We start from the raw sequence: 13,180 nt of genomic DNA, 5'->3' as shown, positions 1-13,180 counted from the left end.
AGGGGAAGAAAATGAAAATTTCTAATGGAGTAGAGATTCTGGAGCTTGAATTTAATGGGGCCTTCATTCATCCAACGCTATTATGGGATCAGGAGATGGCTGTTTTAATTGATACTGGATGTTCAGGACAAATGGAAGATCTACGTATAGCAATGGATAAGGTAGGCGTGTCGTTCGACCAACTAAAAGTTGTGATATTGACACATCAGGATATCGATCATATAGGCAGTCTTCCTGAGATATTACAATATTGTGGAAGTCATATAAAAGTATATGCGCATGAATTAGATAAGCCTTATATTCAGGGGGAATTACCATTGTTGAAAGACGGGCATCTAGCAAATCCACCCAAGAGCAAAGTAGATGAGATCTTGAAAGACGGTCAAGAACTACCATATTGTGGGGGAATACGAGTTATCCATACACCAGGACATACGCCTGGCCATATCAGTTTATATTTAAAGCAAATTAAAACGCTTGTTGCAGGCGATTCGATGTATAGTATAAATGGTACACTGGGAGGGATTCATGTTCCAACCACTTTGGATATAGAGGTTGCTCAACAATCTTTAAAGAAATATGCAGACCTAGACATTGAATCTGTGATTTGTTATCACGGTGGATTATGCAAGGTGGATATTAAAGAGCAGATTCAAAAGCTTTGAATTTTAAAAAGATTGATTAAAGATGGAAGCTCCTTAGAATGCCAAGTGCTGGGAGGCTTGCTCGAATCGTAACAGGCAAGAATTCCGCTTCCTAGCACGAGTCAAAGGCTTGTCAAAATCTATTTTATTGTGAGTCAGCTCATGTTATAATGAGGCACTTAAGGTACTTATAACGGATGCCAGGAAAAGCCTCCGCAGAACGATCAAATATGGAGGTGTAAGTGAATGAATAAACGTTGGACGATTGGTGATATTCAGAAATTTGTTGAGAACAATTCAGAAAGTAAGTTGTTAACGACAGAATATCATGGTTTTTCTCAAAAGCTACTATTTAAATGTGCATGTGGTAGTAACTTTGAAAAAACATTTACAAAATTTAAAAATAAAAACCAACGAAAATGTGATGTATGCCAACCGCCAAAAGAGTCACGCTAAACATTTTGCGGCCGTTCATTAATAATAATATTAGTGAACATTAAAAACATCTCACTTCTATATTTTTTATAGAGGGAGGTGTTTTTTGATTGGATTATTACAGAATAAGATTGTAATATGCTGAAGAAAATTGAGAAAAAACATTCAATTTAACATACTTTAATAAAAAATACATAGAAAAAAGCCAAACCCTTTATATATATGAGTTTTGGCTTTTTTTGTCATTTTCGCTACGGGAGAATTCCTTATGAACGAAAAAAAAGATTGTAAAATAACAATCAGTGATATATATTGGAGATTATGATTTTTTTCGACATCTCAAAATCATAAACAAAATTTCATCAAGACAAATTTTGAGAGGGAAGTGAATAATCAAGATGTATCTTTATCCCCTATTAGTAGTGATTGCAGCTAGTAGTTTTGGTATCGTTTCAACTATTATAAAACTGGCAATGCGTAGTGGCTTTTCTGTAGCTGAGGCAGTTACAAGTCAGTTTTTTATCGGGTTTTGTATAGCAGTATGTATTTCCTTAGTTACAAATAGATCAAACTTTAGCTTTAAAGGCGTTAAAATCCTTTTATTTGCAGGCTTGTTAACAGGGTTAACAAATATTTTATATGGTCATTCATTAAACTTTTTGCCTGCGTCCTTAGCAGTAGTATTACTGTTTCAATTTACATGGATCGGTATGTTGATTTCTTGTATCACAAAACGACAATTTCCAAGCAGAATTGAATTCATCTCTTTAATTATATTAGTAGCTGGAACCATACCAGCCGCTGGTATAATTGATGTTGATTTGTCTCAAATACCTTTTCAAGGGTGGTTATGGGGTTTAGCAGCTGCTCTTTGTTACTCCTTATTTTTATATGTAAACGGAAAGACAACCGCAAGTATGACAACCTCCAACCGTTTAGTTTTGGTTTCTTTCTTTGCATTCATGACGACGGCGGCTTTTCAGTCTCCAGAAATTATTTGGAATGGCACCTTGTTTAACGAGGGACTGTGGATTTATGGTTTAGCATTAGGGTTATTTGGCATGATTATACCAGTTTTCTTATTCACAATTGCAGTGCCTAAAGTGGGATTAGGTATGTCATCCATATTGAGTGCTGTTGAATTGCCAATCGCGGTGATGGTATCCGTTATTCTCTTAAGCGAAACGGTTACAACTTTGCAAATAGCAGGTATCGTAACAATCGTTATCGGCATCAGCTTACCTACATTGCTTGATAAAGATGGATTGTTAAAAAACGTCAAAACGAAATACAAAAAATCCAGCAAAAAATTCGCCAAAGGATCTTCGATTTGAAGATCCTTTTTTTCATATCAATTAAGTAGTGCCATAACAAATGGATCCTTGGGCCCTCTCTATATTTTATATAACGACGTACTATTTTTTTGTTCATACTCCGTTCATATGGTTGTCATAGGCAGTACACCTTCATTGTATAAGCTATCCTTAATCACTATTTATATCGTACAAAAGCAAAGGAAATCGTTAAAAACTTTAGAGAATTTTTTTGAACAGAATAAACTGAAGTGATTCTCAACTGAGTGCAAAAGACCAATTATCAAACGATAGCCCTGATCAGCATTTTGTCATTGGATAGTATATCCCTCTGAACAGCAAGTATTTTATCTTGACCACAATTAGTTAATGAAACAACTAACCAGGCGCTTAAATGAGAACCTGGTCTTTTTTTACTATTTGTGAACCATATGTTTTAATGCCAATGTTTAGATCTCAGAACGGAAGTTGTTACCAAGGTTGCTACCCAAACCAAAATAATGACGAAAATTATAAATGAGAGGACTCCATTTATTTGGATCAATATGATTTTCTTCTATAATTATATCCTCATGGGCATGAACATGTATCGTTTGGGTCTCAACAATAGCAAAATTAGGAGAATAATCTGGGATGCGAATATGTTTTACCTGGGCTTCGATTTGAATTGGACACTCCATAATTCGAGTAGGAATAACCGTTGTAGATCCAATAGGTGTTAAACCACTACTATCAAGTTTCTCTTTTCTGAATGTAAAGCCAATCCGTTTCTTAAATTCTGGAACTGGATTTTTTCCTGTGTATGGAGCTAACTGTTCCACGTTCTCCCATAGAGAGGGGTCAGGAATATTAATGACACATTCAGGATGTCGCTCTAAATTTTCAATTGCTTTTCCACCAAGTCCAATGCCTAAGACAATACAGTCTCCTAATACCCAAGAAGAAGATAAAGGGCTAATATTCACTGTACCATCCTCATTTAACGTACTCAGTAAAATTACAGGAAATCCATAATATAGAATTTTAGGATTTATTATTTTTGTATTTGGTATTTGTTTCATTATTTTCATTATAAGTTCCTCCCGCAAAATATTTTCACTATCAGAACCCATTGTAAAAGATAAATATTTCGACATTCATCGAAGTGTTGATTACAAACAATTGCCCTAACCTAAAAAACGATTGAGCAAAGATAAAGCTCACACTTTTCATTCTTCTACTAGATAAATATCCGTAGTTTTCCACTAATTATCGATAATTTTGAGATAGTGAGAGCCCCTAAACGATCTCCTTTTGTTGTTCCCAAACTTGAGCCTCGGTTATTCAAGCATCAGTATTTTTCTTCTATACCATCCATTTAATCTAATTTCGCTAAAGATGAGTTTATCTATATAAGTAATTGCATATATTTGAATCCTGATGAAATTTAAGGAGTATAAAAATAAGCGTTTAAAGGAATTATTATTATTATATTAAAAAAATACTAGAACAAAATTGAAGAAAAAAATAGGTGTCTGTAAAATTCATCCAAATGGATTGTTTTGTCGCACTTCAGCATAATGTTTCCTTATTTTAGAAATTTTTTATGAAAAGATTCCCTACATAGCCAATGTAGTATTAATATTACCTTATTTTTAGCGTTTATTTATTGGTAATGAAGTTATATTATTGTGTTGTAAAGCAAATTACAGTTTGATTGGGATATTTAATCATGGAAAATTTAGAAGATTGCTTTACATATAATTGGTTAAATTATTATTTGTGGGAACGATTTATACATATTTTTATAATTTTATAATTAAATAGCGCGATAATATTGTTCTCACAGAATAATATAATTTATTTAAATTCTGGAGGAATATACTATGACAAAACAAAACAAGGGTCGTAAATTTTTCGCAACTACAGCTACAGCAGCACTTGTAGCATCAGCAATCGTACCAGTAGCATCAGCTGCTGAATTTCAAGATGCAGCTAGCATTTCATCTTGGGCAAAAGAAGCTGTACAATTTTTAACTGATAAAGGCTACATCCAAGGCGATGAAAAAGGAAACTTCAACCCAGCTGGTACACTTACACGTGCAGAAGCTGCTGAAATTTTATCTAAAGCATTAGATTTAAAAGCTACAGGCACAGAAGATTTTTCTGATGTAAATGAAAATGACTGGTTCTATAACGCAGTACTTGCAACTTCACCAGAATTATTTGATGGTATGGGCAATGGTAAATTTGAGCCTAAAGCTCAATTAACAAGAGAACAAGCTGCTAAAGTGATCGTTCAAGGTTACCAATTAACAGGTAAAGCAGATCTTAGCCAATTTGCAGATGCTTCTAAAGCTTCTAAATGGGCTGTATCTTACTTAGAAACAGCTGTAGAAAATGGTGTAATCAATGGTAAAGGGGCATTATTAGCACCACAGGATAAAATCAGCCGTGAAGAATTCGCTACAATGGTAAAACGTACAATTGATGCAACAACTAAAGAGGTAACACCAGCTGTAGATTCAGTAAAAGGACTTAATGCAAAAGAATTGGAAGTGAAGTTCAATACAGCTGTTGATGCTAAAGATGCTGCAGTGACAGCGAAATATGCTATTGAAGGTGTAGCTATTACGAATGCAAAAGTATCTGAAGATGGAATGACTGTTACTTTAACAACTGATAAAGAGATTAAATTAACAAATGGCAAAGTGACTGTAAAGCCAATCAAAACAAAAGCAGATGCAAAAGTTCTAACAGAAGAGTTTAACAAATTGATCACATTTGCAGACACTACTCCTGTAAGTGTAAATACGGTTGAAGCAAAAGGTACTACAGCAGTTATCACTTTCGATGAGCTTGTACAAAGTGAAGGAACTGTAAGCTTAAATGGTGCTGAACTTGCTAAGGATCGCTACACGTTATCTGGTAAAACATTAACAATCAATGGTTTAACTGCTGAACAAACTTACAAAGTAGACATCGTTGGCGCAACTGACTTTGCTAATAATATCGCAAATCCGATTGCTGTTAACTTCACAGTTCTTAAAGCAGACGTTGATAACTCAAAACCAACTGTTTCAACAGCAGTGAACGGTACTGAAATCACTTTCGATTTCTCAGAAGAATTAAAGAAACAAGATTTTGTTGTTGATAAAGATAATACAGTTAAAGGGTATGCAAAAGTAACTGTTGGATCAACTGTTTTCTATTTAACAGATGCTGATATTAAAGATACAGAGGATAAAACTGTATTTACAATTGATGCAAAAACTGCATTAGGTACTGCTACATTCATCAATACAAATGTTAAGGTAGAAGGACAAAAAGATTTAGCTGGTAATGCTGGAGATGCATTTGAGTTCAATGCTATTCTTTCTAAAGATTTAACGCCTGCTTCTTTAGTAGCTGCTTCTTCTAAAATGTTAGTGGCTGATGATGTAAATGCTACTACAGACGTAGATGCTTTATACCTTACTTTTAGTGAACCAGTAAAAGTAGATGGTAAATTAACAGTTAAAACTCAAAATGGTATTGCTTACACTACTGGGAAAGAAACAGCAGTAAAAGCTGTTGCTGGTTTCGATGTAGATGGTAACGGTAAAATCGAGGGTGCAGAGAAAAACACTGTAAAAGTGGACATTGATTTAGATAGCAATTCAACATACACATTTGAATTATCTGCTAAAGCAGTTTCAGATTTAGCTGGCAATGTAACTGCTGATACTGTTACTTTCAATGTAACAACAGGCGTATTTGAAGCTACACCTGAAACACCAACAGATTCATTAGTATTCGGAGCTACTCCAGTTGTTGTAACTGACAATAACGTATTCACAGTTGAGTATGCTAAAGATGTGACTGCAACAGCAACAAATCCTGCTAACTACACAATTGGAGGAAAAGAGCTACCTGCTGGCACTCAACTTCAATTTGTAGATGGTACTAAAAAAGTACGATTCACTTTACCAGAAGGTTCTATCACTGCTAATGGTAGTTATGTACTTGAAGCTAAAAATGTAGTAGATACAAAAGGTAATACACTTAAAGGTGGAAAAGCTACAATTCTAGTAGCGCTTAAAGAAAATATTGTGCCTGTAGCATCTAAAGTAACGGTAGTAGATAGCAAAACATTTACTGTTGACTTCACTGAAAGTATTGCTGACCAAGTTGCACCAACAGGTTTAACAGTTAAAATTGCTGGTTCAACTGTAGAGGTTGCTTCAGCTGCTGTAGCTAATGGTAAATTAACTGTGACAACTAAAGCGGATTACGCTTTAACGGATAGTATTGTAGTTGAATTCAAATCTACAAACTTAGTTGATGCTAATAACAACAAAGTAAAAGACGGTTCAATTGCAAAATAATTAAATCGTTCATTGAAATGCCCTGTGGAGAGGTCTCTACAGGGCTTTTTTTATTAGTTTCTTCTTATTAATAATGTACCCCTGAAGAAACCCAAATTTTTTTAAAAAATATAGCAAGGGTAAATAGGCTCTCAAAGAAATACATAGCCGGTTGACGGAAACTAATCGACAACTGGCTGTGTATATAGAACGGCTATTTGTAAGGGAATTTGCTTGGGATAAGACCAAAGGCAATCCAATGGTACTTAAAGAATCTGCCCATCAATAGTACGACCATCCATGGAACGAAGAGAGAAAAGATAAAGCCCCCAATGCTCCAAAGGTGATAGATAATACTATTACCGCCAGTACTTAATTGTCTATAAAGGAAAAGGAAAAATGGATGTAGTAGATAGATGCCAAATGATACTGTTCCTAGATTGATTAAGCCATTTACAATAGCTTGGTTCCATTTATCATAGATCCAGAAAGAAAGCTGTAATAAGACAATACAGGCTGTAAAAGATTGTAGCTGAAAAACTAGCTCAAATATGGTGCTGTTCACTAGATAGGTTTGTGATGAATAAACATAGTAATATAAATATACATTATATATCGTAGAACTTAGCCATATACACCACAAAAAAAGTATCGTGATAGGAAAATTTTCTTTTTTTAGTTGAAGCCATCCTTTGTATTTTTCAAAATAGATTCCTAAAAATGCCCCTGTTAAGAAATAAAAGAGATAAGAGAAAGCGATACTCCCTCTATAGGGATACTGCCAAAACTCCGCATTTAATAGAATAAAGACCCATTGAAGAGCAAAGCCAATCAAAATTAAATGAGGAGATAGGGCTGGTTTTTTCTTTAAAATATATAGGAGTAATGGGAACAAAAGATAGAATTGGACAATAATAAAAATATAGTATAGATGGGTATACGCTTTGCCTAATAATAGTTTTTCCAGAAATTCGATACTAAATAGGGAGCGCCAAGTTTCTGCTAAATCATATGTCACATAAAATTGCATCGCTACATAATAAAAGATAGAAAAAAAGAGGTAAGGAATGAGAATTTGTGTCACTCTTTTTTTATAAAAATTTTTAATAAGCTCCTTTGTTAAATCCTTTTGTATATAATTGTAAAATAATACAAATCCACTTAAGAAAATAAAAACAGGAACAGCGAATTTAGGGGAAATATTAAAAAATACATAAAATGGATATAGTTTTGAGTCACTAGATAAAGCCGTTACAGGGGTACTAGTAGAATGAATAAGAAGGACAGCTAGAATGGCTAATGCTCGTGTAATATTTAATTCATTAATATGTGCTCGCTTCATACGCTCATCTCCAAAATTTTAATTATAGTATTGAATTCCCAGAACACTGTCTACATACTCTATTGGTATGCTTGGTAGTACTAATTTAGACAAGTTTAGGTGCCTAAATTTGTCTAAAGGAAACAGGTGGGTCGTTCATGAGTTACTATAAAGTGCTTATATGTCAGGGAGATGTCAACCATAAAAAAAAGCTACCACGCTCGCTATGCGTAGTAGCTTATTTGACAACTAGAATTATTTTCTGGGAAATACAATGGAGAAGGAAGCTTGATGAACCCCCTTATAATGCAACAAGGATTCTGCCTCTTGCTTGACCCTTTAGTAAGATAGGTAAAACATCAGGAAGTTGTTGTAGTGTTACCTCTTGCTGAATGAAATCATTAAGGTTTGCTGGTTTGAAATCAGTCGCTAATCGATGCCAAATGTTCAATCGAATGTCCATTGGGCAATAAACAGAATCAACTCCAAGTAAACTCACGCCTCTTAAAATGAAGGGAAATACACTTGTAGGAAGCTGTGTACCTGCTGTTAAACCACTACTTGCAACAGCCCCACCATATTGAATTTGGCTTAATAAAGAGGCAAGTGGCTCTCCACCAACAGAATCAACAGCAGCAGCCCATTTTTGTTTTCCTAATGCTCTAATCTTTCCATCATAAACCTCTTCACGATTTACTATTGTAGTAGCTCCGAGTGATTGTAAATATTCATGTTCAGATTCTTTTCCTGTGCTCGCTTCAACTTGATAACCCAGTGTTGAAAGAATAGAGACAGCAAAGCTACCTACACCACCTGTAGCCCCTGTCACAAGAATTTTTCCCTTTTCAGGAGGAATACCATTTTCCTCTAACTTTTGAACAGATAATGCAGCTGTAAATCCTGCAGTACCAATTACCATAGCCTCTTTGAGGGAAAGTCCTTTTGGAAGCGGTACAATCCATTGTGCTGGGATGCGAGCATATTCACTAAAACCACCAAAATGAGAGACACCTATTTCATAGCTAGTTGCGATGACCTCGTCACCAATTTTAAAGCGAGGATCCTCAGAAGAAACAACAGTCCCAGCTAAATCAATGCCAGGAACAAAAGGATAAGACGTAACGATTTTACCATCAGGAATAGAGGCAAGACTATCTTTATAATTAATACCTGAATAACTAACTTTAATTAAAACCTCACCTTTTGGTAGATCTTCTAAAGTTAACTCGTTCACTTTCACTGTAAATGCATCGTCTTTATTGACTACTAACGCACTAAAATTTTCTACCGTCATCGTAAACGTCCCCCTATAATTTTATTCCATTAAACAGTAACAAAATTATTCTGACCGGTCAACATAAAATTGGATTGTTGCTACTCTTCATGTATAATAACTTCTATCAAATCATCGGAGGCTCCTATGAAAAAGAAAGAGGAAGAACGTAAAAAACAGATTATGAAAGCAGCCTTTAACGCTGTTTCACAATTAGGGTATGATAAGGTTACACTACAAGACATAGCCAATCATGCCAGTGTCTCAAAAGGGGTAGTTCACTACTACTTTACAAGCAAACAAAACATTTTATTAGAATTACTGGAATCCACTACGAGCAAAATCTACAGCTATGAAATACAAGAAATAGGCAAGCATCAAACAGCTATAGACAAGCTCCAGGCCTACTTAAATGCTGTTTTTGTATCCCCTATAGAAAATAAAAAATTTTACAGAGTTTATTTAGATTTTTTAGCTCAGGCAAATAGCAATGAAGAGTACAAAAAAATTAACTTAAAATTTTATGAGAATTGCTGGAGAATTGGACAAGAAATTATTGAATTAGGAAAAAGAGAAGGTGTCTTTAGTTCAGACATTGATTCCTTAACCTATGCAAAAATGATGAGGGCAATGATTGATGGTTCATTAATTCAGTGGTTAACCTGCGATTTAGAAGAACAACATAAATTTTATAAAGAAACCTGTTTGAATAGTATTGTGCGATTATTAAAATAGGCAATTGAAAAGCCTTATTACTATTGTAGTAAGGCTTTTTTTGCCGTAAAAAAGAAGAAAAATTGGATGGTTTTAGAGATTATTTATTAATATATAGCATTTATAGATAAAATTACCGACGAAATTTTCGGAAAAAACTATAAAAAAAGAACAGTTTTAATATTTTGTTTAGTAATTTCTTACAAAAAAACACGTTTAAAAGGAAAAAAATGTTTTGGTATGCATTGAAATAGCGTTTATGCATTCGTTTATACAGGAATAAATCTATGTTTTTAATAATTTAAACTGTATAAAAATTTAAAAAAATGTCGAGTTGAGTCAATGTTGCAAATTCTTTATACTGTGAAAGTAATTAGTGGAGAGGAGAAAACATCATGAATAAAGAAGTGACAATTATTGGGGTGCCCATGGATTTAGGTCAAACAAGAAGAGGCGTAGACATGGGACCAAGTGCTATCAGATATGCGGGGGTAACTGAACGACTTGAGGGCCTTGGTTATTCGATTTATGACGAAGGAGATTTAACTATTGACTTCGTACACGAAGATAAAGACGCAGAAGGAAAGACAAACTTAAAAAATTTAAAAACTGTCACAGAAAGTAACGAGAAGCTAGGCCAAAAAGTAGACCATGAAATTTCTTTAAACCGTTTTCCTTTAGTATTAGGTGGAGATCATAGTATTGCTATTGGAACATTAGCAGGAGTTTCCAAGCATTATGAGAATCTAGGGGTCATTTGGTATGATGCCCATGGCGATTTAAATACTGGTGAAACATCTCCTTCAGGAAATATCCATGGCATGTCTTTAGCTGTAAGCTTAGGCCTTGGGCATCCAGCACTTACAAATATCGGAGGCTATGCTCCAAAGGTAAAGCCTGAAAACGTTGTTATTATTGGTGCTCGTGATTTAGATCCAGGAGAAAAAAAACTTATTAAGGAAATTGGTATTAAAGTATACACGATGCATGAAATTGATCGTTTAGGAATGACGAAAGTGATGTCAGAAACGATTGACTATTTAAAGGAGCGTACAGACGGTGTTCACCTATCATTAGATTTAGATGGACTTGATCCAAATGATGCACCAGGTGTAGGTACGCCCGTAGCAGGTGGTATTAGCTATCGTGAAAGTCATTTGGCTATGGAAATGCTGTCAGAAGCAAATATTATTACTTCAGCAGAATTTGTTGAGACTAACCCAGTATTAGATCAATACAATAAAACGGCTATTGCTGCAGTAGCTTTAATCAGCTCACTATTTGGCGATACATTACTTTAAGCCATGAATAGAAGTCATTTTGTATCCCAAAAGGAAGAACTTTCTTAAAAAATTAGGTCGCGACAACCAACTATAAGAAAGTAGCTCTCCCTATATTAAGTTTACAATACAATTTAGCTAATCAATAGCCTTTATTTTGTCAGAAAATTGACAGTTCATAAAATATATAAAACAGTTTATCTATTAATCACTCAAATTTTAGATTGTTATCTGTTTTGCACGAAAAAAAGAAAGTGCTTACAAGATAATGAATGTAAGGAGTTTTTTATGGCAGCAGAACAATATGAATTAAAAAGAAGTATGAAAGCAAGACACTTATTTATGATTTCACTTGGCGGATGTATTGGAACTGGTTTCTTTCTTGGATCAGGCTACACGATTAACCAAGCTGGGCCAACTGGTGCCATCCTCGCTTACTTAGTAGGCGGAGCAGTTATGTATTTAACAATGCTATGTTTGGGTGAATTGTCTGTTGCTATGCCGGTATCAGGCTCGTTCCAAACGTACACGACGAAATTTATCGGTCCTGCTACTGGTTTTGCCGTTGGATGGCTATACTGGCTAGGTTGGGCAGTAACTGTTGCTCTTGAATTTTTAGGAGCTGGACAACTTATGCAAAGATGGTTCCCTGATTCACCAGTATGGATGTGGTGCCTAATATTTGCTGCACTGCTCTTTGTATTGAATGGTTTATCAGCAAAAGCATTTGGTGAAGCAGAATTTGTTTTCTCCAGCATTAAGATATTAGCAATTATTATGTTCCTTGCGGTTGGTGGAGCAGCTATGTTTGGGCTAATCGATATGAAAGATGGAACAAATGCACCTTTCCTTACTCATTTTTATGAGGGTGGACTATTTCCGAATGGCGTAACAGCACTGCTTATTACAATGATTACCGTGAATTTTTCATTCCAAGGTACAGAATTAATTGGTATTGCTGCTGGGGAGAGTGAAAATCCTGAAAAGACTATCCCTAAATCTATTAAGCAAACTGTTTGGCGTACGTTGTTCTTCTTTGTGTTATCGGTATTTGTACTTGCAGCTATGATACCAATGGATAAAGCAGGGGTTGTGGAAAGTCCATTTGTAGTTGTATTAGATAGCATAGGTATTCCATATGCAGCAGATATTATGAATTTTGTTATCCTAACAGCCTTATTATCTGTCGCAAACTCTGGTCTTTATGCTGCAACACGTATGCTGTTCTCACTATCTGTCGAAAAGATGGCAAGTCCCGTTTTAGGGAAGGTTAATAAAAGAGGTATCCCAATGAATGCATTACTAATCACACTCGCTGTAGCAGGTCTATCATTACTGTCAAGTGTCTTCGCTGCTAATACAGTCTTTGTGTGGTTATTATCTCTAGCAGGCTTAGGTGCACAAATTGGTTGGATTGCGATTACAGCATCTCAAATTGCATTTAGACGCTCCTATATACGTCAAGGAGGAAAAGTAGAGGATTTAAAATTCAAAGCGCCATTGTATCCAGTGATCCCTATATTAGGTTTATTAGCGAACTGTATTGTAATGGTAAGCTTGGCTTTTGATCCAGCACAACGTTTAGCACTCTACTGTGGTGGTGCATTCTTCATTGGATGTTATATCGTTTATTATTTAAAAGTGAAAAAAGTGACGAACTTAGAAATAAACCAACAAGAAGTCCAATTAAAATTAAATCAAAAAATATATCTTTAATTTCAAAGAGTAGCTGCTTATGTGGCTACTCTTTTCTTCATGAATAAAGAACAACAAAGACGTATTTAACTAGAAATAGTTTCGATATTAAAAGAAAAAATTTATCGTTTTTCAATAAATAAATATTGAAATTAGATAATTTATCGTTTATTCTTCATA

Annotated in this window: 10 protein-coding genes; 7 read left to right on the top strand and 3 right to left on the bottom strand. The window is 34.8% G+C overall.

The genetic code is table 11. The annotated features are described in order from the left end of the window. Positions 1 to 11 precede the first annotated feature (11 nt). From CD31_RS18820 to CD31_RS18810, 3 genes are all read left to right on the top strand, one after another. Complete coding sequence (locus tag CD31_RS18820; RefSeq protein WP_036079998.1) at positions 12 to 665, top strand: MBL fold metallo-hydrolase; 654 nt, start codon at positions 12 to 14, stop codon at positions 663 to 665. A gap of 225 nt (positions 666 to 890) precedes the next feature. Continuing rightward, the gene (locus CD31_RS18815) at positions 891 to 1,100 is read left to right on the top strand and encodes a hypothetical protein (protein WP_016994831.1); all 210 of its coding nucleotides are present in this window, start codon (positions 891 to 893) and stop codon (positions 1,098 to 1,100) included. A gap of 377 nt (positions 1,101 to 1,477) precedes the next feature. Further along, positions 1,478 to 2,413 (top strand): EamA family transporter, encoded by a 936-nt coding sequence (locus tag CD31_RS18810; protein ID WP_036079994.1) that lies wholly within the window; start codon positions 1,478 to 1,480, stop codon positions 2,411 to 2,413. 428 nt (positions 2,414 to 2,841) lie between these two features. On the opposite strand, the gene CD31_RS18805 is transcribed toward CD31_RS18810, so the two are convergent. Beyond that, the gene (locus CD31_RS18805) at positions 2,842 to 3,462 is read right to left on the bottom strand and encodes a flavin reductase family protein (RefSeq protein ID WP_036079992.1); all 621 of its coding nucleotides are present in this window, start codon (positions 3,460 to 3,462) and stop codon (positions 2,842 to 2,844) included. A gap of 795 nt (positions 3,463 to 4,257) precedes the next feature. On the opposite strand from CD31_RS18805, the gene CD31_RS18800 reads away from it, so the two are divergent. After that, positions 4,258 to 6,738, top strand: a complete 2,481-nt coding sequence (locus CD31_RS18800) for an S-layer homology domain-containing protein (protein ID WP_036079989.1) — start codon at positions 4,258 to 4,260, stop codon at positions 6,736 to 6,738. A gap of 193 nt (positions 6,739 to 6,931) precedes the next feature. Here CD31_RS18800 and CD31_RS18795 read toward each other — a convergent pair whose 3' ends face one another. Further along, positions 6,932 to 8,059, bottom strand: a complete 1,128-nt coding sequence (locus tag CD31_RS18795; RefSeq protein WP_036079986.1) for an acyltransferase — start codon at positions 8,057 to 8,059, stop codon at positions 6,932 to 6,934. A 280-nt stretch (positions 8,060 to 8,339) separates the two neighbouring features. Beyond that, positions 8,340 to 9,332 carry an NADPH:quinone oxidoreductase family protein gene (locus tag CD31_RS18790; RefSeq protein WP_036079983.1) on the bottom strand — a complete coding sequence of 331 codons (993 nt, stop codon included), beginning with the start codon at positions 9,330 to 9,332 and terminating at the stop codon, positions 8,340 to 8,342. A 126-nt stretch (positions 9,333 to 9,458) separates the two neighbouring features. Between CD31_RS18790 and CD31_RS18785 the strand changes: the two genes are divergently transcribed. From CD31_RS18785 to CD31_RS18775, 3 genes are all read left to right on the top strand, one after another. Further along, on the top strand, positions 9,459 to 10,046 hold the full coding sequence (locus tag CD31_RS18785) for a TetR/AcrR family transcriptional regulator (protein WP_036079981.1): 588 nt from the start codon (positions 9,459 to 9,461) through the stop codon (positions 10,044 to 10,046). Positions 10,047 to 10,420: 374 nt separating this feature from the next. Then, positions 10,421 to 11,326 (top strand): arginase, encoded by a 906-nt coding sequence (rocF, locus tag CD31_RS18780; protein ID WP_036079979.1) that lies wholly within the window; start codon positions 10,421 to 10,423, stop codon positions 11,324 to 11,326. Between the two features lie 267 nt (positions 11,327 to 11,593). Then, positions 11,594 to 13,021, top strand: a complete 1,428-nt coding sequence (locus tag CD31_RS18775; RefSeq protein ID WP_016994824.1) for an amino acid permease — start codon at positions 11,594 to 11,596, stop codon at positions 13,019 to 13,021. Positions 13,022 to 13,180 lie beyond the last annotated feature (159 nt).

The sequence above is a fragment of the Lysinibacillus boronitolerans JCM 21713 = 10a = NBRC 103108 genome, from assembly GCF_000772935.1.
Lineage (GTDB): Bacteria > Bacillota > Bacilli > Bacillales_A > Planococcaceae > Lysinibacillus > Lysinibacillus boronitolerans.
This window is presented reverse-complemented; position numbering and strand designations above follow the sequence as displayed.